The organism is Mycoplasma sp. 4044, assembly GCF_053851695.1.
Map to the genome: position 1 here is coordinate 328683 of NZ_JBSQBD010000001.1, position 22555 is coordinate 351237.

General features: G+C 31.7%; 18 protein-coding genes and 1 other RNA gene. 16 read left to right on the forward strand and 3 right to left on the reverse strand.

The features are described 5' to 3' along the window. Positions 1-58 precede the first annotated feature (58 nt). The 5 genes from ACWXVN_RS01485 (at position 59) to ACWXVN_RS01505 (ending at position 10296) form a co-directional block, all read left to right on the forward strand. Entirely contained in the window at positions 59-4057 is a 3999-nt protein-coding gene (locus ACWXVN_RS01485) for a hypothetical protein (RefSeq protein WP_455978879.1), read from the forward strand. Between the two features lie 146 nt (positions 4058-4203). Beyond that, positions 4204-4986, forward strand: a complete 783-nt coding sequence (locus ACWXVN_RS01490; protein WP_455978880.1) for a hypothetical protein — start codon at positions 4204-4206, stop codon at positions 4984-4986. Between the two features lie 82 nt (positions 4987-5068). Beyond that, positions 5069-6070, forward strand: coding sequence for a nicotinate phosphoribosyltransferase (locus tag ACWXVN_RS01495; RefSeq protein WP_455978881.1), 1002 nt, complete (start codon positions 5069-5071; stop codon positions 6068-6070). A 165-nt stretch (positions 6071-6235) separates the two neighbouring features. After that, complete coding sequence (locus ACWXVN_RS01500) at positions 6236-9133, forward strand: endonuclease (protein ID WP_455978882.1); 2898 nt, start codon at positions 6236-6238, stop codon at positions 9131-9133. A 131-nt stretch (positions 9134-9264) separates the two neighbouring features. Then, entirely contained in the window at positions 9265-10296 is a 1032-nt protein-coding gene (locus tag ACWXVN_RS01505) for an endonuclease (RefSeq protein WP_455978883.1), read from the forward strand. 31 nt (positions 10297-10327) lie between these two features. Here the strand turns inward: ACWXVN_RS01505 and rsmA are convergent, their stop codons facing one another. Next, positions 10328-11107, reverse strand: a complete 780-nt coding sequence (rsmA, locus tag ACWXVN_RS01510) for a 16S rRNA (adenine(1518)-N(6)/adenine(1519)-N(6))-dimethyltransferase RsmA (protein ID WP_455978884.1) — start codon at positions 11105-11107, stop codon at positions 10328-10330. Further along, entirely contained in the window at positions 11097-11867 is a 771-nt protein-coding gene (locus tag ACWXVN_RS01515) for a TatD family hydrolase (RefSeq protein ID WP_455978885.1), read from the reverse strand. Before ACWXVN_RS01515 ends, rsmA begins: the two co-directional genes overlap by 11 nt. A 61-nt stretch (positions 11868-11928) precedes the next feature. Between ACWXVN_RS01515 and ACWXVN_RS01520 the strand changes: the two genes are divergently transcribed. Further along, positions 11929-13293, forward strand: a complete 1365-nt coding sequence (locus ACWXVN_RS01520) for a Sapep family Mn(2+)-dependent dipeptidase (RefSeq protein WP_455978886.1) — start codon at positions 11929-11931, stop codon at positions 13291-13293. On the opposite strand, the gene ACWXVN_RS01525 is transcribed toward ACWXVN_RS01520, so the two are convergent. Beyond that, complete coding sequence (locus ACWXVN_RS01525; protein ID WP_455978887.1) at positions 13290-13751, reverse strand: NUDIX domain-containing protein; 462 nt, start codon at positions 13749-13751, stop codon at positions 13290-13292. The two genes, ACWXVN_RS01520 and ACWXVN_RS01525, sit on opposite strands and share 4 nt — an antisense overlap. A gap of 85 nt (positions 13752-13836) precedes the next feature. On the opposite strand from ACWXVN_RS01525, the gene ACWXVN_RS01530 reads away from it, so the two are divergent. The 10 genes from ACWXVN_RS01530 (at position 13837) to ACWXVN_RS01575 (ending at position 22227) form a co-directional block, all read left to right on the forward strand. Then, positions 13837-14589 carry a PQ-loop domain-containing transporter gene (locus ACWXVN_RS01530; protein WP_438341468.1) on the forward strand — a complete coding sequence of 251 codons (753 nt, stop codon included), beginning with the start codon at positions 13837-13839 and terminating at the stop codon, positions 14587-14589. A gap of 90 nt (positions 14590-14679) precedes the next feature. Further along, positions 14680-15105 carry a hypothetical protein gene (locus ACWXVN_RS01535; RefSeq protein WP_455978888.1) on the forward strand — a complete coding sequence of 142 codons (426 nt, stop codon included), beginning with the start codon at positions 14680-14682 and terminating at the stop codon, positions 15103-15105. 8 nt (positions 15106-15113) lie between these two features. Then, positions 15114-16685 carry a transcription termination factor NusA gene (gene nusA / locus ACWXVN_RS01540; RefSeq protein ID WP_455967675.1) on the forward strand — a complete coding sequence of 524 codons (1572 nt, stop codon included), beginning with the start codon at positions 15114-15116 and terminating at the stop codon, positions 16683-16685. 2 nt (positions 16686-16687) lie between these two features. Then, positions 16688-16978: a YlxR family protein gene (locus ACWXVN_RS01545; RefSeq protein ID WP_455967676.1), complete on the forward strand. Its 291-nt coding sequence runs from the start codon at positions 16688-16690 to the stop codon at positions 16976-16978. Further along, positions 16945-18753, forward strand: a complete 1809-nt coding sequence (gene infB / locus ACWXVN_RS01550; RefSeq protein WP_455978889.1) for a translation initiation factor IF-2 — start codon at positions 16945-16947, stop codon at positions 18751-18753. Before ACWXVN_RS01545 ends, infB begins: the two co-directional genes overlap by 34 nt. Further along, positions 18746-19084, forward strand: coding sequence for a 30S ribosome-binding factor RbfA (gene rbfA / locus ACWXVN_RS01555; RefSeq protein WP_438341463.1), 339 nt, complete (start codon positions 18746-18748; stop codon positions 19082-19084). The genes infB and rbfA overlap by 8 nt, the downstream gene beginning before the upstream one ends. After that, positions 19077-20909: a tRNA uridine-5-carboxymethylaminomethyl(34) synthesis enzyme MnmG gene (gene mnmG / locus ACWXVN_RS01560; RefSeq protein WP_455978890.1), complete on the forward strand. Its 1833-nt coding sequence runs from the start codon at positions 19077-19079 to the stop codon at positions 20907-20909. The genes rbfA and mnmG overlap by 8 nt, the downstream gene beginning before the upstream one ends. Next, entirely contained in the window at positions 20899-21333 is a 435-nt protein-coding gene (locus tag ACWXVN_RS01565; RefSeq protein ID WP_455978891.1) for a 23S rRNA (pseudouridine(1915)-N(3))-methyltransferase RlmH, read from the forward strand. The genes mnmG and ACWXVN_RS01565 overlap by 11 nt, the downstream gene beginning before the upstream one ends. Before the next feature lie 131 nt (positions 21334-21464). Next, positions 21465-21561, forward strand: an RNA gene (gene ffs, locus ACWXVN_RS01570) — signal recognition particle sRNA small type. A gap of 9 nt (positions 21562-21570) precedes the next feature. Further along, on the forward strand, positions 21571-22227 hold the full coding sequence (locus tag ACWXVN_RS01575) for a hypothetical protein (protein WP_455978892.1): 657 nt from the start codon (positions 21571-21573) through the stop codon (positions 22225-22227). Positions 22228-22555: the final 328 nt, after the last annotated feature.

Here is a 22555-nt window from a genome sequence, read left to right on the forward strand (position 1 = left end):
TTTAATTTATAATTAAATTGATAAAACATTTAAGAAGAAAGAACTAAGGAAAGACAAAATGAAAAAAACCAAAAAGACAAAGCTTTTAGCCTTGGCAGGACTTGTTGCAAGTATTGCAATTATTGCTACGCCTTTTATAGTTTTAGAAGTAAATAAAACTAAGAAAATTGACCCCGAAACAGGAATAAATAATCAGCCAGTAAGTATTAAATTCCTACCAGCTTTAAGCACTAATACAGGAGCAATAAATAAAGCACAAATACTTGCCAAAGATCTACAAAACAGTCTTGTTTTAAATAACTCATCTTCAACTAAGAATTTGACAGACGCAATTAGCGAAGGAAAAAGATTTTTCTGAAATAAAGAAAAGCAAGCAGTTTATTTTGCTAATAAAGAATTGCTAGTTAATGAGCTAAATGACAATAATATTGTTCTTAGTATAAACAGCGAAAAAACTAGTTTATTAACTGATGAAATTGATTTAGCTAATCACTTTTTACCAATTATCGACGTTGATGGTGTTAAACAAATCAATCATGAAATTAAAGCGAAAATTACCGATGATAACAACATAACATTTCTATTTAAAGTTGCGGTTTTAGATGGTAACGGAGAATATAATTTTTCAAAAACTTCAGTTTCTAACGTTATTGAAGCACAAAATCTTGTGAGTCAGTTGCCAAGTGATATCAAAGCAACTTCACCACTTTTAAGTGAAGAAAACCGTAGTACTGAATCTGTTTTAGTAAAGAAAACACAAATTCGTGAAGTAAGCAAAAAAGATCTTAAAAAAGCAGCACTAGACACACAAAAATACACTCAAGAATTTGAAAAAATCCTGACTGATGCAAATGAGAAATTGAAACTAGCACTAAACAATCCAACAATTTTAAATAAAGTTTTTGCTGAAGGTATAAGCCTATATTTCAACACAACTAATCGAACAGTATTTTGATCTCCTAACGATCAATATTTTGCTTCAAATTCAAATGCTCCGATGTTTACGTTAGACTCAGCTATTAGTGACAAATTAATCTTAGTTAATGATGAAACACCGGTAAGTAGTTTTAATTTACCAAATGTTAAATTGAATTACTCAATTGATACCGAAACTGAAACAATAACTATTAAATATAAAGAAGCATATGTTTACAAAACCTTGCAAACACCTTTAGTCAGCCAAAAAACATACCAAACTTCGATTCAAATACCAGGGCTCTTGTTCATGAAAAAACCCCCATTGACTGAAGAGCAAATTTTTAAACAAAGTGAAGCATGAACTAACTTTGTTAACTGATATTCAAATACTGAAAACTTCAATCTTCAAATCAATGATCCTGACAATAAATTAGAATCAAGATTGAAACAAAAAAGACACTTGTTGTTCAATGATTCAAACAACACAATTTCTTGATCTACAAAACTTAATCCAACTGAACAAACTAGAGAAAAGAATAAAACTTTCTCTTTTGTAACTCCACTATTAGACAATGTAGTCTTAAGAAATGCTAATGACGAAAATAGTGATTTGATGGATTACACCTATGATCAAGAGACAAGAAAATTAGTTCTAAAATTCTACCCTTATATTAAAGACGGAGATAAAAAATACAAGGCAGAGCTTGAACAACCAATTGAAGCAAGTGTGGTCTTGCCACAAGTTCATGAAGAGCCAGTTACACCACCTTCACAACAAGACTTTAAACAAAGTCAAGAATGAAATGATTTCAAAACTTGATATCAAAATCTAGAAAACTTCAAAGTGAAAGTTCAAGATAAAGACAAAAAGCTTGAAACAAGACTAACAAAAGGAAATCTATTCTTTAACGATTCTAAAGACACAAGTGGTAAAAATAGTATTTCATGATCAACAAGTGTGTCACCCTCACAAGCAACAAGAACTAAGAATAAATCATTTGTTTTTGAAACTACATTCCCAGAAAACACTGTACTAAGAAATCCAAATGACGAAACAAAAGATAGTCTTACATTCAGCTATGATGAATCTAATAAGACTGTATCAATTACTTTCTACCCATACATTTCACACGAAAATAAACTATACAAAGCAGAGCTTGAACAACCAATTACAATTCAAGTTAACTTAGAGCAACAAGAACAACCGAATACTGATAATAACACTGAAAATCCAACACCGCCAACACACAACGATACTGATAATCAAGGTTCAAACACTGAAAACCCTGATGCAAATAATCCTCAACCAGCACCAAATCCAGAACAACAATTTAAAGCAAGTGAAACATGAAGAAATTTTGTTTCTTGATATTCAAATAAGGATAATTTCAAGACTGAGATTACTAATCAAGAAAAGCTAACTAGTGCAATAAAACGTAAATATCACTTCTTCTTAAATGCAGCAAGTAATACAATTGCTTGATCTTCATCTAAAACTCCAAAACAAACAACTTTAGATAAAAATAATGTTGTTAACTTATTAACAGCTCTTCCTGAAAATGTTTTAATCAAAAACGATTCAGATACTGATAACAAATGATTAAACACTGAATACAATGATGAAACTAAAGAGTTAACCATTCTATTCCATGCATATATTCAAAATGAAGGAACAGAATATAAAGATGAGAGTCAAGAACCTTTAAGAATTAAAATTTCACTACCTATTGACACAAATGAATTCGACACTTGAGCTGTAGGAGCTACAAACGGATTCCAAGTGATCGAAAACAAAAAAGATTTTTTAATTTCTGAACTTCAAAAAGAAGGCAAATTATTCTACAACGAAAACACTCAAAGTATTTTCATTGTAGGCAAAAAAGACAATCCAAATAGTGGAACTCTTGCAACAGACAATACAGTTCTTGAACTAAAAACTAAACTAGATCCAGCTAATGATAGATATCTAGTTGTTAATGGCGGTGCAAAACAGTACACTAAGAAAACAAATAAAGAAACTGGTGAAGTAACATATTCTCCAAACAAGTTTATAACTTATGAATACGATCAACAAGCCGCTAAATTAACAATTCACTACACAACAATGTTTATGTTGCCAGGTGATAGAGAACCTAAAGTTTCAGAACAAAAAACTACATACGAAATCAACCTTGCCTCATCTTCTGAAACTCCAGCTTCAGATACAAACACCACACAACCTTCAAATGAAGGAAATGAAAATCAAAATATTGAGATAAACACATTTGATGATTTTAAAAACAGTCTAAAAACTAATGCTCTTAAATTAAAAGATGGTAAGTTAGATGCACTGAAAAAAGCAATCAAAGACAATAAATTAGACTTATATTACTACTACCGTTCAGGAACAATCGTTAACAAAACTGGTAAAAAATTTGATACAAGAAATACCATCTTTGAGCTAGTTAATAAACCAACAAATACAAGTTACCAACTTGCTTCTCCAGATTCAGAGCAAGGCACAACAGAAGCTAATGGAAAACTTGAAACTGAAGTGGCCAACAACGTACTAACTATTAAATTCAAAGCATTAGAATACAAAGGAAAACAAGGCCCTCACAATGTTTCTGATGAAGTTTATACATTTACATTTAATTTAGGACAAGATTCATCTAATACAGAAGATAATGATTCTTCTTCAGGTTCTTCAACTACACCTGAAACTGAAACTCCTTTAAATGAACAAGCTTACGAAACTTGAGCTAGATCATTAACAAGTGAAGATTTCACCCTAACAAGTGATACTGAAAAACTTAACCAAGCGAAAGAATTATTAGCAAAAGAAAAAGGAACAAGTATCCACTACGATCCCGATGCCCAAACACTATATTTCACAGAAGGCGATAAACCTACTGCTAAAAAGGCAGAAAAAGCTAACGTTCTACTGTCACTAAAATCAGAAAAACAAAACCAGTCAGGATATGTTTTAGCAAATGATTCCAGACCTATAAATGGAAAGAAAAAGAAAGTTCCTAACTATTATCTTTCATCAACTTATGATGCTGCAAACAGTCAATTAACAGTATCATTTAAAGCATTGAGTTCTGAGTCTAATCCAGAAGCTTCACAAAACAGTTACTCGCTAACATTCACCATTTAGTTGTATTTAACGCCCAATTTGGGGCGTTTTTTTACTGAAAAAGCACTCATAATAACACACTTTTTTGACTAAAATGGCAAATATAATATAATTTAATTATGGAGAATTGTCATTCTTCATTCAAACACAAGGAGAAAAAAGTCTAAATGAAAAAAACTAAAAAATTTTGAAGTTTGATTTCAACTGTTGCCATAGCATCAGTATCACTATTATCAGTTCCTGCTATTGCAGCTCAATGCAATAACACAACTGAAGATCCTAAAAAATCTGAAACACCAGCCAATCCAACTCCTGAAACACCTACTCCAGCAACACCATCCACTGATGCAACCACACCAGCAACTCCAGCAGAAGGTTCAAATACTCCCGCTACTCCGGTTGAAACTCCGACAGTAGAAAATATTGCAACTGCAGAGGAATATGGTAAATATGTATCAGAAAAAGGATATAAAGTTAAAGACGAAGCTGCTGGAAAAACACTATATGAAAAACTAAATGCAAACAAAAAACTTTGATATGAAAGAAACTCAAGATCAATTATTTGATCAGATGGTGATACGCCTGTTTGAAAAACCGAAGCGAGTGCTAATGCTGTATTAGTTTTACCCGAAGACTCATCAGTAAATCTAAATCAAAATGTTCAACTTGCTAACCCTACAGATCCAACCTACACTAATAAAAGAAACCAAACAGCTATCTCATCTCAAATAACATATGAATTTACAGACAGCAAGTTAACACTAAAATTTAAAGGTGCTAAATTCATTCCGAACGCTGCTCCAGAAATTGGTCAAACTGAATATTCAGTAACAATCGATTTAAGTGCTTACAAACCACAAACCACTGAATCACAGCCTTCATCAGAAGCAGCCACTACAACACCTTCAGAAACAGCACCAGCAACTACAGAATCTACAACAACTGCTTAATACAAATCAAACTCATTATTAAAAATAAAAGATCCCAAATTTGAAGGGGGTCTTTTCATAAATTACTTAGGAAGATAAAAAAATGAAACTCGAAGACAAAACAGCCATTTATTTTTCAAAGACAGCAAACATTTCAAAGACTTTTTATAATAACCAAATTGTAACTTTGCAATTTTTTCAAAGGGAAGACGATGTAATCCTGTGTGGAATGACAGAAGTTCTAAATTTGCTTAAAAAACATACAAATATTAATAATTATGCAATCAAATATTTGCCCGAAGGAAGCCATCTACAAAGTAAGGAAGTTGTCCTAGAACTGATTGGACCTTATCATGAATTCGGACTTTATGAAGGAATTATCGATGGAATTTTAGCTAGACAAAGCTCAATTGCAACTAATGCTTATCGAGTTAAAAAAGCAGCAGGAGAAAAATTAGTAATTTCTATGGCCGACAGAGCAGATCACTACCGTAATATTCGCTCAGATGCTAAAGCTATAGAAATAGGTGGAATATATAACCATGCAACAAAAGCAAGCGCGGTATCAAAAAAATCAAAAGTGTTTGGATCAATGCCACATGCTTTAATTCAAATGTCTAAGGGTGATTTAGTAAAAGCTTGTCAGTACTATACTGAACTTTATCCAAATGATAATTTAGTTGCTCTTGTGGATTTTCACAATGATGTTATAACTGATAGTCTAAAGGTCTTAAAAGTATTTGGCAAAAAATTATTTGCAGTACGTGTCGACACGTCAAAAAATATGAAAGATAAAATGTTTCAAGATAACGAGCAAGAATATGGAGTAACTGTTAACCAAATTAAAAGACTTCGTGAAGCCTTGGATAAAAACAATGGACAGCACGTAAAAATATATGTTTCAAGTGGATTTAATGTTCAAAAGATTGCTGAATTTGAGTCTCAAAACGCTCCAGTGGACGGGTACGGAGTGGGTGCTTCACTACTTAAAATATGAGTAAATTTCAGTGCGGATGCAACAAAATTGAATGAAGAGTTGATAGCAAAGGCAGGAAGGGGTTATAATCCCAATCCAAAGTTAAAAACTTTTCACTTGAGAAAGTAAATCCTTTGGATTATAATTTTTATGGAAATGAAAGAAAAAAACACACAAAAGTTTGTAAATTGCAGAACCTTCGTGGCCAAGTGTGCCATTGTGTTTTTAATAATCCAAACCCACTAATGACGGCATTTTTGCCGTTATTTTTTTATTAAAAAAAGGAAAGAGAAAATGAAAAAAACGAGCAAAACTAGGCTTTTTAAAATCTTAGGTGTATTGTTGGGAACTTCAACATTAGCTATGCCTTTTGTTGCGGCTCAATGTAATAATGAAATTGCAAACCCAACTCCAAAGCCAGGACAGTCTAACGACAATGATACCAATAATACTCAAGCCTTTGAGGAATGAAGAAGCAAATTAAATAATGCTTTTAAATTAAAGAAAGAGGATATTAAATCATTCACTGAAGCTTTAAGTAGAAACAAACAAGCTATATATAATCCACAAACACACACAATTGACTTCGTAGATAATAATCAATCAATATTATCTATTTCTCTAAAATCTGAGCTACTACCTTCAAATTCAAATTTCACAATCATCAGCTCGACGGACGATAGTAACAAAATCTTGTACGACTTCGATGTTGATACAAAAACTGTAACCTTTAAATATCGAGCAAAAAACAATTTAAACAATACAGTTTCAGTGGAAATTTACACAACTCCTATTAATCTACTGGATTACATAACAGAAGACGATATTGATATAGCGTTAAAATCACTTGAGGAAATATTGCTAAACACTAAGGCTTTCCAAATAGAAGAAAATAAAGAAAAGCTATTGATTCAAAAAGTAAATCAAGAAAAAAAATTACACTACAACTCAAAAACACAATCAATTTATTACAAGGACAATGAAAATGATACATTGACTGATGAACAAGAAGAAACCAATAAGGTTTTGATTGTAAATCCATTATATGTAGATCTTTTTAAAGATGTTAAAATAGTTGGAACTGATTCAACTGCTGAAAAATTGACTGACAACATTGGTGCAGTTATCAATGAAAATGTCTTAACAATCAAATTCACTATCGCTTTGCAACACAAAGATAAATTAATTTTATCTAACATTGAAATTTCGAACAGTTTCGTTTTAAGTGAAAGCGACAATGTTGTAAAACCGGAAACAAAACCCGAAGAACCTAAACAACCTCAACCAGTTCCCCAACCAGACAATGATAAAAATGAAGTAATTCATGCAGGATTTGAAGAATATCAAAAAGAAGACTTAAATAACGTTTTCGAATTCGTTAATGAAGAAACAAAACAAGAATTAATTCAAGGACTTCAAAGTAATGAACATGCTGCCCTACGTTACGATTTTAAAGAACAAAGAATAGTGTTCGCTCCTAATGGATGAGTTGATTGAAGAAAAGAAAATAAAACATATTTAACACTGAACAAAAAACCAAGTGTTACTAATATTCAGTATGTAAATAGCGATTCTCCATTACAGAGCAACGGAAAACCAAACAGCATCATTAAATATGAAATAAAAGATAACAAATTGATATTAACTTACAAAGTCGTGCTTTATGATGCTAAAAACCAAATTGCACAAGTTAGTCCTAAACAATGAACAACTACTTTCAATTTAGAAACCAAAACAAGCAATGAACAAGAAAAACCACAACCTGAAAAACCAGTTGTAAATGAAGAAGAAAATAAGGATGAAACAAAAGAAACTCCAAAACAATTAATGGCAATTGATAACTTCTTTGATTATCAAAAAAGTCTAGAAGAAGACGGTTTAAGAATCATTAAAGACAAAAAAGAATATTTTGTTAAAGCACTAAAAGAAGGCTACACACTTCGTTATGATTACGTAGCACAAGTAATTTTAGCTATTCCTCAAAATGAACAACCTGACTGAAATAATTCAAAAGAAAAATATGGAGTTCTTGAATTTGTAAATAAACCAAAAGATACAAAATATCAAATTGCTAACGCAATTGATTCTATTGGTAAAAAGAATTCCCCAAAAGCAACAATTGACTATACACTAGAAGGTAATATTGCTACTCTTGAATACAAAGCAGCTCAATATAATGGAAGAAAACAAAAACCTTTAATTGGTGAAAAAGTGTTAAAATCAACATTTGATTTAACAAATCTGCCTGAGTATGCATATCCTAAAGAAGAATCTAAGGAAGAAGATACAAATAACACATTACCAACTGAAGAAAACACAAACACCGAAAACGGCCTTTCTGTTGAAAATAAACCTTCATTACTAGGTGGTACCTTAGTCTATAACAATAAAGATGAGTACTATAAATCATTAAATGGATTAGCAGGACAAAATTTAGTAAGCAACTTAATAAAATTGCAAAGTGATATTATTAGAGATAAAATGCCTAATACTATTTGAAAAAAAGCCATTACAAGACCAAATTTGGCAAAAATTTTCAGTGACACAATGTTTGATGACGACAAGTCGATAATTGATATTTATTCAGAAAATCCAACAGGGGCAGATGCATACAAGTATGTATTAAGTAGTGGAGTTGGGTCTAAAGGTGAAGCTGGTGGATGAAATAGAGAACACACAATTCCTAAATCGTGATTCGGTGAGTCAAATAAGTTAGCAGCAGATTATCAACAAGTATGACCTTCAGATACATACCTAAATGCTATGAGAAGCAATTTCATTTATGGTGAAGTAAAAGACGTTAAATATATATCAAAAAATGGAACTAAATTTGGAAAAGACAGTAAAGGAAGAACAGTTTTTGAACCTATTGATGCTTTTAAAGGTGATATTGCAAGAATCTATTTCTATGCAGTAGTTTCATATAGTTCACTAAATAAAACAAACGGTTACGGTGCTAGTGTATTCACTGACCAGTTCCCTTTCTTCCAAAAAGATTATCTAGAAATGATGACTAGATGAGCTGCTATGGATCCTGTTGACAAGTTTGACGTCATTAGAAACCAAAGAACTTATGATGTTACTAACACAACTAGAAATCCTTTCATCGATTATCCTGAGTTGGCAAAGATTTTCACCAATGCAGAAGGTATTAAATTTGAAAATAAAGGAACAGCAATAGACGTCAAATAATAGAAGACTGAAAAAGCACACAAAATGAGTAGTTTTTACTCATTTTTTTGTTGATTTTCACACACTGCTCTATATAATTAAATAGTGCCCTTATTTTGAAAGGTACATACTAAATTTTGTTTAAGGATGATATGAAAAAAGTAAATAAATTCAAAGTTTTTATTAGTTCATTAGCATTGACTTCACTAACTGCTTTAGTGCCCGCTGTTACAATTTCATGTGTTAATAAAAATCCAGAGACTGATAAAACTCCAGTTAAAAATCCCGAAACTACTCCAAAAGTAGAAATGGATTCTTTTTTAACTCAAGGTCTTAAACCAACATATGCTGCAAGTGACTATTACGACTCACTAAAAGATAAAAGTGGCGAAAGCCTTCTAAACGCATTAATCACTTTACAGGAAGAAAAGACTAAAAATTTACCTGCGAACAAGACTATAAGCCAAGTTGTTACTTGAGACAAGGTTGCAAAGATTTTTGTTGACAAGTATTATGAAAAAGATAATACATTATTAGATATTTATTCAGAAAACCCAACAGGTTCAGACCCTTATGAATACCCACTAAATTTCAAAGATCACAGTACTGGCGGTAGTGAAGGTTTAGGATTTAATCGTGAGCACACAATTCCACAATCATGATTCAATAGACAAGCCCCACTAGTCTATGATTTCAACATGGTTTGACCTACAGATATTGAAGTAAATAAAGACAGAGCAAACTATCCTTATGGTGAAGTTGTTACAGTTATCAAAACTTTTAGAAATGGATCTAAATTAGGAAAAGATAAAAATGGTAACACAGTCTTCGAACCCATTGATGCTTTCAAAGGTGACATTGCTAGAATTTACCTATATACAGTGGTTTCATACAGTAAATTAGCTAAAACAGTTGACAAAGAAAAAAATGGAATTAAGGTATTTAGAGAAGACAATGTTTACCCATTCTTTACTGAAGATTATTTAAAATTAATGGTTAAATGATCTAAGTCTGATCCAGTTGATAAATTTGATGTAGACAGAAATAATGCAACATACGAAGTTAATGGGAACGCAATTAGAAATCCATTTATCGACTACCCTTCACTAGTAAACTTGTTTATTGAAGCAAACAAAGACAAAGTATCAATTGATGTACAAGGAATACTTAAAGAACTTAATTAAAAACTAAAAAAAAGAGGCCAGCTATTATGTTTTAGCTAGTCTCTTTTTTAGTTAACTCTAGGTATAGAGATTCATAATCTGACACGTTAATTTCTTGTGGGCGAACTGTCAATTTGTAATTATTTTTCTCTATCGCTGCAATTATTTTGTTTTTATCATAATAAATCATTAAGTTGTTAAGAAGTGTTTTTCTTCTAAAAGCAAACGATTTTTTAACAAAATCGAAAAATGGTTCAGTCTTTTCTCAGTCAATTTTATTGAAATCAAATTCCACGACACTCGAAAAAACTTTTGGTGCAGGAATAAAACAAGTGGGTGAGACATCAAAAAGTTTTGTTACCTTTGATAGATATTGACAGCAAACACTAAGTTTTGAATACTCACTTGAACCTGGATTTGCAGTGATCCTTAATGCCACGTCTTTTTGCATCATAATAATTGCTTTTTCGAATTTTTCAACATTCTCGAAAACTTTAAACAAAATATCAGAAGTTATGTAATAAGGGATGTTGGCAACCAGGATATTATTGTTTCCTATTTGTTCAAGATTAGCTTTTAAAAAATCTTCATGTTTGAGAATAAAGTTATCATCATTTATTTTGTTTTGTAGAATTTCTATCATGTCCTTGTCAATTTCAAAAGCAGTCAACCTTGCTGCCTTTTTTACAATTAATTCAGTAATTGCACCTTGACCTGGACCAATTTCTATGACTTGTTTATCTTTAAGATCAGCAGCATTTACTATTTTTTGGATTATGTTGTTATCAATTAAAAAATTTTGCCCTAATGATTTTTTTGCTTTAACTTGCATGTACTTTAAAAACTTTCTCTATATTTTCTTCAATTTGTTTTAGTAAGGTGGTTTCACTCACATTTTTCATAGCAGCTATAAATTTAGTTGTATACATAACGTAAGGACTAATGTTATCTTTACCGCGCATTGGAGTTGGTGCAAGATAAGGTGTGTCAGTTTCAGTAAAAATTCTGTCTATTGGTATCATTTTTACTGCTTCTTGTAGTGACTTGGCATTTTTGAAAGTTACTACTCCAGAAATTGAAAAATATACATTGTTTAGTCTCAATAATTTTTCTGTTTCTTCTGCATTTCCACTGTACGAATGAAACACAAAAGTTAAATCCTTATATTGCTCTTGGGACACAAATTGGATGGCATCTTCCATAGCATCGCGGATGTGTAACATAACAACCAAATTGTGTTTTCTCGCAACTTCAACCTGACTTTTTAAAGACTCTAACTGTATTTCTTTTGATGGAGTGTTGTCATAGTGATAATCTAGACCGATTTCACCAATTCCAATAATTTTTTTAGTTAAAAGTTTTTCGATAATTTCACCATCAATTGCACCATGTGACTCGTTTGGATGAATGCCGATTATGCCTCAAAGATTGTCAAATTTTTCTATCATTTTCACAACTTCTTTTGAACTAGGTTCATCTACTCCTACAAAAAACATTAATTTCATATTTTCTTTAAATCACGAAGAAATTACTTGCTCTGGATCCTCATAATATTCTAAAAATGGGTGTGTATGGACATCAAAGTATTTCATGTCAACTCCTTTATTACAAATTGTAATAAAATTATAACAACATAGATAGAAAGGTCTAGATATGAACAAAATAATGCGTTACAAACAAACAGAAAAAGAATTCAAAGAAATGGTGCAACACATTGCAAACGTGTGCGCCATCCCTTCGATTTCAGCGTCTGATTTAACTAGTCAATACCCTTTTGGTAAAGAAGTTGATAAAGTCTTAGATTATGTTTTAAATTTATCAAAATCTTTTGGTTTTCAAACCCACAAAGATAGTAAAAATCGTTATGGTTATGCACAAATTGGTAATGGTGAAACTTTAATTGGTATCCTATGTCACCTTGATGTTGTTCCAAGTGGTGACAATAGTCAATGAGAAAGTGAAGCCTTTAAACCACTAATAAAAGAAAATGAAATATTCGGAAGAGGAACTTTAGATGACAAAGGGCCAACAATTATCACTTTGTATACTCTAAAATACTTACTTGATAACAACTTGGTGAACAAAAAGTACTCAATACGAGTGATTTTTGGACTGAGTGAAGAAACAACAATGGAAAGCATGAAATTTTATTTACAAGATTTTGGCGCACCAGATCTAGGTTATACCCCAGATGGTGAATGACCTATTATTTTTGCTGAAAAGCTTATTTTTGATTATGACTTAATTTTTAGCCAATATGATGATTTTGTACTTGAAGCAGGTGAGGTTTACAACCAAATTCCTGACGCCTTAAAACTACATTCAAATAGAGCAAAAGAAATTGCTAATTATTTCGACAAAAAGGATGTTATTTTAAAAAGTGATACTGAGCTAATTGTCAAGGGTGTGGCAGGACATGGTTCTACTCCTTATGCGGGCGACAATGCAATATTAAAATTCGTTAAAGCAATAGTTAAAAACGAATCACAAGCTCTAAAAAACGATTTTTTTAAATTCATGTTCAACAACTTCCAAAATAGTGATTTTTCAATGTCGAACATTTTTCAAAATTATCAAGATGACAGCGGGCTTTTGACATCAAATCCTGCTTTTTTAAGAACTTCCAATGGCCATGTTTCAATCGGTTTTGACATGCGTGTACCCGCTACTATCAAAGCTGATCAAGTGCAAAAAGACTTGCTTGAATTTTTAGACAAAAATAATTATCAATGTGAATTTAAAATGGTCGGATATAAAAATGCAAAATATATTCCTAAAGATTCTTGATTAATTCAAACACTAATTCAAACTTATCGCGACTTAACAGATGATAAAGGCGCAGAACCAATAGCGATTGGTGGCGGCACTTATGCAAGAACATTTGAAAATTGTGTTGCTTTTGGTGCTACTACTAAAATGGAGCTAATGCATGCACCAAACGAAGTCTTCACATATGACGAAATGAAACAAGATTTAGAGATTTACATTAATGCCTTGATTAGATTGCAAAAAGACTAATTTGTCTCTCAATCCCAAAGAAGCGATTCAATATCGCTTTTTTTATTTCATTCAATTCGTTGATTTTCAAACAAAGAAACAAAATTTTGAAGATGTTTTCTATCTGTTTCGTGTGTCAACATTTTTTTGGCTTTTTTAAAAGAAACAAACTTAGCAGCCAAAGATTCAGTTGGATTTCTTTTTGCTTTATTGCTGTTGCTGGTAGCTACAAATCAGTACACAAATTTCATAATATCTGGTTGAAGGTTGTATTGGCTGATCGCGAATTTTTCTATTAATTTAGCATCAATATTTGCCTCTTCTTTAGTTTCTCTTGTTGCTGCTTGATAAGCTTTTTCACTACCTTCTAGATGTCCTTTCGGAAATCCTCAGGACTTATTTTTGTTTTTGACTAGTAGAATCTTAGGTTTTTTAGCCAAGAAAACACACAATGTACCAGCACTTTTTTCTATCTTCATTTTCTATCCTTTGAGTTCATATTGTTATTTTAAAATATACACTCAATAAGTTGTTTTTTAACCAAAATAAGTTAAAATTTTATGTATGACAACAAATCAACACTTAATAAATGCCGGTGAAGTATTTGGTTGATTTGCAGCAGTTGTTACAGTCTTATTAGGAGTTCCCCAATTAATCAAACTTTTAAAAGAGAAAAGAACCGGAAATGTTAGTTTTGTTTCATTTTGAATCTTTTATTTCGGTTTATTTGCTTGAGTAGTTCTTGGTACATTTTTACCAGGATCACTTTTACAGACTGCTGTAGCAAACTTAATTTCAATCATTATTTATTCATTCACAGTTTTTTATTTATATTATTATCAATACGACCATAGTGGGTCGAAAAAACATTCAAAAGCAAAGTTGTTTAATGTTTCAACAATTCTAGGAGTTTTTGTTTTAGCTTCAATCGCAATAACTATCTTGTGTGTTCTAAACGATGAAAGAATTAACAAAATTGATGTTACAATCAAAAACACAGCAGTTTCAACAATTCTAGGTGCCATCGTACCAGTGTTTACAACCTTTGCTTTCATGCCACAACTTATTCTTAGCTTCAAAAATAGAGATTTTGGTGGTGTAAGTATTTATATGATCATGCTTTTTGTTTTCAATAACGTTTTTTGAATCATTTTCTGAGCTTCAAAAATACACATTTTACAAGTTGAAAACAAGTCAATTTTACCTATTGTTATAGCTACAGTGTGACAATCAGCATCACTAGTAATTTATGGAATTCAAATGATTTTCATGTTAATAGACAGATGAAAGAAACCTTTGGCAAAAAGTCATAATTAAATTTGTTATAATAATAGAGCCTAATTTTGAAAATATTTTTTAAAGGGCTGCCAGCAATGGCAGGCCTTTTTACACTTTTAAGGAGCGGTAATGATAGAAAAATTAAAACAAGAATTTGTCAATGTAATAAGTAAAGTATATTGAGAAAATCGTGAAGGCCAAAAAGTGCTAAACATTGAGCTGAATGTGTCGGATTTTGAGCAGGTTCAAGAAATAAGTGCACAAATCAATACTTTTGTTGATGCTTTTGACTCAGAATCTTTTGTTTTAGATATTTTTTCAAGCGGAAATAATTTAACTATTACAAAAGATGACCTAGAAAAATACATTGACCAAAAAATAGTTTTGTCATTGTCAAAGCCATACCTTAATGAGTATAAAATAGTCGTAAAATTAGTTGAAATTAAAGAAATGCAATTATTAGCAATTAAAAATAACAAAGGAAGAATGCAAAAAATTCTTATCGATAAAACTAACATTACAAACATTGAAAAGTTTATAGATATTAAAAAATAGGAGACCTTATGTCAAACAATTTTTATACAAAATTATCGGATTTGTCAAATATTAAAAACATTCCTGAATCTGAAATTCAAGAAATGGTAAAAGACTGTATTACCAAGATTTTTGAAAAGAATTTTGATGCAGATGCAGAACTTGAATTTATTTTCGACCAAAAAAATAAAGAATTTAAGTTAATCAACCACACAAAATACGTTGTTCCAAATGTTGATAAAAGTCACTTGAGTGAAGATGAAGAAGGTTATGAACCAAGTTGTGAAATTCCACTGTCTGAAGCTCGTTTAATCAATCCGAATGCACAAGTTGATGATATTATGAGTCAAGAAGTTGACTTTGACCGTTTTTCAGGAAAAACTTATACTCAAATTCGTTCACTATTTTTACAAAGCATTCGCGAATGAGAAAAACAAGCAGTATATCGTAAATACTTCCCAAAAATTGGTGAAATCATCAAAGCAAGATTGGAAACCAAGACATCCAAATCTTACTTATTTGTTTTGGAAGATGGGACTGAAGCGTTCATGCCTAAATCAGGAAATTACATTCACAACGTTCCAGTAGGAACTATTATGGATGTTGTAATTATTGATGTTTTAGAAGAGTCTAAGAACGCACAAGTAATCATCTCTGGTTCTGAAAGAGCAATCCTAGAAAAAATTCTACGTGAAGAAATTCCTGAACTATCACAAGGAATTGTTGAAATCGTGGACATTGCTAGAACATACGGAATTAGATCGAAAATTTCAGTGCGTGTGGCCGAAGGTCAAGATGCAAGCATTGATCCGGTAGGAACAATGATTGGACCAGATGGAAATAGAGTTCAAAGTATTGAATCAAAACTTAATGGTGAAAAAGTCGAAATCGTTGCTTGAAGTTCTGACATTAAAAAATACATCATTAATTCTTTGACACCAGCAAGAGTTATTGATGTTGTTAGAAATGAATCACTTGATACTGAAACAATGCAAGCTTTTGATGTAATTGTTCCAGATCGCCAACACACCCTTGCAATCGGAAGAAAAGGAAACAATGTTATTTTGGCTGTTGAATTAACTAAGTCAAAAATCAATGTTATTTCACAGAGTATAGCTATTGAAAATGGAATTCATTTTGAGTGAAACGGGAACATTACACAAGAAGAAGTTGAACAACTTGAAAGAGGACACAGATTGAAAGTTAGTGTTCCTACTAAAGCTTCTGTTCAAAAAAAATCACAAAGAAAATTCGAAAACTTCAACATTGACAAAATGTGAGAGTCTGAAATTGCTCAATTCCACTCAGAAATGGACAGCTACCAAAATGATGACTTTGAGAAAGCATTGATGGAAATGAATGCTAACACAGATTTCATTAGCGACGACATGATTAAAAACTATCTAGATGAAATGCAAAATGAAGAAGAATCAATGGTGCTAGATGAAAAAGAAGATAGTGATGTTTACTCAAAACAAAAACAACAACCTTCTGAAGATTATGAAAAAATTACCAAAACCAAAATGAAAGACTTTAAAGTTGACAAAGATTTAGCTAGTGGTCTTGAAAACATTAACTGAGACGACGAGGACTGAGATTAACATTGAAAAAAGACACAGTTTTACGCAAAAATTGCGTTGACAATAAAGTATATAGTGCAAACTCAATGTTAAGATTTGCCAAATTTAAAGATAATACGTTTCATTTTGATCCTGAACATAAATTAGGAGGTCGAGGAGGATATTGTTTAAACGACGAACAAACTATTAATACAATGTTTAGTCGTAAATACCTAAATCGCGCCTTTAGAATGAACATTCAACAAGAAATTTATAAACAACTAGAAGAAGAGGTGAAAATATGGCTTGCAAAACAAAAAGAAAATCAAATTTAGAAGACGTAAAAAGTCATTTAAAAAACGCTGAAATAAAGTTGCAAGATGGTGTTTTTTACTTTACTGGACCAATGACTATTTCGGACTTTAGTCAGTCAATATCAATCAAACCAAATGATGTTATTATGCACTTTTTCAAAAAGGGTATTGCTAAAACGCTGAACACATCATTAACTGAAGAAGAAATTGCTGAACTATGTTTAGAATTTGACTATGACTTTGTCAAAAGTGAAAATGTTAACGCCCAAAATGTTGTTGACTCATTGGTTATTAGTCATGAAGGGGCTAAACTTACACAACGCCCACCGGTTGTTACAATAATGGGGCACGTTGACCATGGGAAAACCACACTGATTGACAAAATTAGAAACTCAAATGTTATCTCAACTGAATTTGGGGGAATTACTCAACACACTGGAGCATACCAAGTAACACACAACAATTCAAAAATCACTTTCCTTGACACACCAGGACATGAAGCATTTACTGAGATGCGTTCAAGGGGTGCTAAAGTTACAGATATTGTAGTTTTAGTTGTTGCTGCAGACGATGGGGTAAAACCACAGACAAAAGAAGCGATAGCACACTCAAAAGCTGCTGGAGTTCCAATGATTGTTTTTGTTAACAAGATGGATAAGCCAAATGCTGATGGTGAAAAAGTTAAAGCACAACTTTCTGAAAATGATGTTGTTTCTGAAGAATGAGGAGGAGATGTTCAATTTGTGTATGGTTCTGCTCTTCAGGGTAAAGGAATTAACGAATTGTTTGATGCTATTTTTGTTTTAAGCGAAATGTTGGAATTAAAAGCTGATTTCGACCGTGAAGCAATTGGAACAATAGTTGAATCGCGTTTAGATAAAGGTAAGGGAGTGGTTGCAACAGTTATCGTTGAAAATGGTACATTGTTAACTCGTGATTTTATTGTTGCTGGTTCACAATATGGAAAAATTCGTTCAATGACAGACAGCGAAGGAAATGAAATTCAAAAAGCAACCCCTGGTATGCCTTGTGTTATTACTGGACTAAACAAAAACCCTTCAGCTGGGGACAAATTTGTTGGACTGAGCGACGAAAAATATGCTAAAAAACTAGCTGAAGAAAAAGCTTTTTTAGATAAGCAAAAAGAATTAAGCGAAAAAAATATTGTTGTTGCTGATGGTGACAAAAAAATCGTTAACGTAATTATTAAAACTGACGTTCAAGGGGTGGCTGAAGCAATTAAAAGCGCTCTTTCAAAACTAGGAAATGATGAAGCAACTTTAAATATTATCCAAGCATCAAACGGGGATGTAACAAAAGCTGACGTAACACTTGCTTCAACATGTAACGGAATTATTTATGGTTTCAATGTGTCGATTAATGAAAGCGTTAAATCTCTTGCAGATCAAAAAGGTGTAGAAGTTAAATTACATAATGTTATTTACAAGATTGTTGATGAATTGGAAGCAAAACTAAAAGGGTTAAAAGAACCTGTCTATGAAGAAAAACAAATTGCTGAAGCAATTATTTTACAAATTTTCTACTACTCAAAAGTTGGAAACATAGCAGGATGCAAAGTATTATCAGGGCAAGTAAAAGCAAATTCAAAAGTCGAAGTAATTAGAAATAATAAAGTTGTTTATAAAGGTGTAATTGACTCACTGAAAAAAGAAAAAAATGATGTAAAAACCGTTGATAATGGGTTTGAATTCGGTACCCATATCAAAGATTTTGATATGATTAAAGTAGATGATACATTAAAATTTTACGAGGACGTATTAGTTGAAGATGAATAAAATACAACACGAAAGAAAAGAGTCATTGCTAACTCAATTGGTAAGTAATGCTCTACTAGAACTTAAAGACTTTGATGTGACAAATGTTGCAATCAATGATGTGGTATTATCTAATGATGATCAACATGCAAAAGTGTATGTGACTTTGTTCAAAGACAAAGAAAGATACTATGAAAAATTGCAAGCAATGACACCTTTTATAAGAAGTGTCGTAGCTCAAAGTTGAAAATATTACAAAGTTCCACAGTTAATTTTTTCTTTAGATACAGTGGAACCTAAAGCACAAAGAATCGAAAAGATTTTGGCAGAAATCAAAAAAGAAAATGAATAACAAGTTTGATGCCATCGTTATTGGTGGCGGTCATGCAGGAATTGAAGCAACTTATGCGTTGGCAAAACGCAATCTAAAAGTTGCTTTAATTTCTTTAGATAGAACAAAATTGGCAATGATGCCTTGTAATCCTTCAATTGGTGGTTCAGCAAAAGGAATAATAACAAGAGAAATCGATGCCCTTGGAGGAATGCAAGGGTATTTTGCTGATATGGCAATGATACAAATCAAAATGCTTAACACATCAAAAGGTCCTGCTGTATGAAGCTTACGGGCACAAATTGACAAAGATAAATACTGCCAAATCATTTTAGAAGATATTCAAAATCAACCTAATATAACCTTGTTTGAAGATTTAGTAACTGACTTAGTAGTTGACAATGGTGTTTTAAAAGGTGTAATAACTCAAGAACATGGTGCTCTTTATGCAAACGTTGCTGTTATGACTACTGGTGTTTACATGAATAGTCGAATCTTGCAAGGAGATGATGTTAAACAATCAGGTCCTGACGGACAAAGAACTGATGTTAACTTGAGTCAAAATTTAGCAAAATATGGTTTCAGAATTCAAAGATTAAAAACTGGAACTCCTTGTCGTATTTACACAGATTCGATTGATTTTAGTCAAGTGGAAGAAGAACAATTAGAAGAAAATGAATTAAGTTTTTCAACAAGAAGTGGAATCAAGTTAGACAAGCAAACATCTTGTTGGATGACACATACTACTGAGGAAACAAAAAAAATCGTTTTGGAAAATTTAGACAAATCAAGTATGTATTCAGGACTTATTGTTGGAACGGGACCAAGATATTGTCCTTCATTTGAAGATAAGATTGTTCGTTTTCCGGAAAAAATTGGACACCACATCTTTTTCGAACCCGAAACTAATCGCGGTGACATTATGTATATTAATGGACTTTCAACATCTATGCCAGTTGATGTACAAGATAGAATGATTAGAACAATACCTGGTCTAAAAGATGCTAGAGTGCAAAAATATGGGTATGCCATTGAATATGATGCAATTAACCCTTTAGATCTAAAAAGAAATCTTGAGACTAAACTAATACAAGGATTTTTTAGTGCTGGCCAACCTAATGGAACTAGCGGTTATGAAGAAGCAGCAGCGCAAGGTCTAATAGCTGGAATAAATGCTGCTAACTACATTCAAAATCGTGAACCTTTATATCTGGATCGTTCAGATTCATACATTGGAGTACTTATTGATGACTTGGTCACAAAGGGGACAGCTGAACCTTACCGTATGTTAACTTCTCGTGCTGAGTATCGCTTGTTACTAAGAAATGATAATGTTGATCAAAGATTATCAAAATACGCTTATGAAAACTCAATGATTTCAGAACAAAGATATAAAGAAATAGTTAATAAATATCAGCTTATCGAGAATAAAATTCAAGAACTTAAAAATACGTTTGTAGGTTCAACTTCAGAACTAGGTAAAAAATACAATGTTGAACATGGACTTAGCCATTTAAAACTATTGGCACGTCCAGAAGTTGATCCTTATGATGTTGTTGGAAATTTCCCTTATATCAACGAATTAACTGTCAATGTGCGTTTGTTTGGATATATTGAAAAACAACAAACTCAAGCAGCAAAAATGAAACGTCTGGAAGAATTAAAAATACCTGAAGATATAGATTATTTTAAAGTTGAAAACTTGGCATACGAAGCAAAGGAAAAATTATCAAGGGTAAGACCAACAACCATTGGTCAAGCATCAAGAATAAGTGGAATTAATCCAGCAGATATTCAAATGTTAATGTTCCACATGGACCAAAAGAGAAAGAAAAATGAAGCTTAATTTGATTTGTGTAGGTTCTTTAACTGGAGATTTTCAAAAACTTTATGACTCTTATTTAAAAAAGTTAAAATTTTTTACAACTGTTAACTTGATTGAAATAAAAGAAGTTAAAGAAGATAATATTGAATTGAAAATTAAAAAAGAGACTGAAGCAATCTTGGTAAAAATTCCCAAGAATAGTGAGATATATTACTTTAGTTTACAAGGCAAACAATATAGTTCTGAGGAGTTTGCAAAAATAGTAACATCGAAAGATAATATAACCTACATAATAGGCGGCTCGAATGGAGTGGATGAGAGCTATTTTGACAAGAAAATAAACTTTTCTCCTATGACCTTTCCACATCAACTTTTTAGAGTAATGGCAATTGAACAAATTTATCGTTCTTTTGCTATAACAAACAACATTAAGTATCACAAATAATCGCGTGATACTTTTTTTATTTTCCGACTCAAATAATACTCATTTTGAGTACTTTTTTACTGGTAGAGTATAACATTAAAAATAGTGACAAAAGTCCATGTGAAACAGTTTGTATGTTGGTTGTGGTATAATTATAAAGCCATGAGAATGATAACCTTGTAACCTGGTCAGGATGGAAACATAGCAGCCATATCGAGAAGTGTTGTGTCTTGTGGTTTTTTATTTAAAAGGAGCAATATGTTTTTTATAAACAAAGCCTTAATTCCATTATTTAATAAACCACATCATTTTGTATTGCTTTATAAAAACCCGGAGATCGCAGTGTGAACTCAGTTGTATCGAAAAGACGCATTTGACAAAAAACCTGAGTGAACAACTCTTGAAGAATTTGTGCCTAATGCTAGCCAGTACGATAAAGAAAACTTTACCAATTTTTACATTGATCCTTCATTTTTCTTTGTAAGTGGTAGTGAAATTTTTGATAAAACCATTTATCCCGACAATGACTGAGACTTTAAAAAAGAAGAAAACAACTACATAGGTTCGCAATTAGTTGTAGAGTTAATGAGATCATTTTTAAACTCATTGGCTGAAAATGAACCAAGTGGATGCATAGTGTTTTATGAACAAGACGTTCAATCGAAACAATTTGAGATTAGACCATATTACATGTGTATAAATGTCGAATTAGCGCAAAGAGATCGTCAAGAAATAGAAAATCAAACTGATGACAATAAAGAAATTTTTACTAAATTTTTAGACCAAGTTTTTGAAAAAGAAATTGTTTCAGCAAATGAAATTTGACAAACAAATCCTAACGTTCAAACATATAAGGCGAGATTGAAACTTTACACACAGCACTTTATAAAAATAGCTCAAAAAACAGTCAAATAATTTTATTAAATTAGACACCGCCGCTTATGCAAGTGTCTGATTTTTTTTTTTTTTTTGCAGTGTAAGTTTAATAATAACTTGTATAAAAAAGATTTACGTAACCCCATTTGGTTAATAAAAAAGCATTTAGACACAATTGATTTCTAAATGCTTTTTGATCTGAATTTTACTTGAAATACAAATTACAGATTTCTAAGAATTTGTTTTTTTGCTCATCCTCTAATTTTGAATAACAAACAGAAAGAAGGAATTCTAGTTTTTCCTGGGCTGTTATCTCGCTTTTTCATTCATAATAATTTAGCTGATAGAAAACTAAAACAAAAAAGTC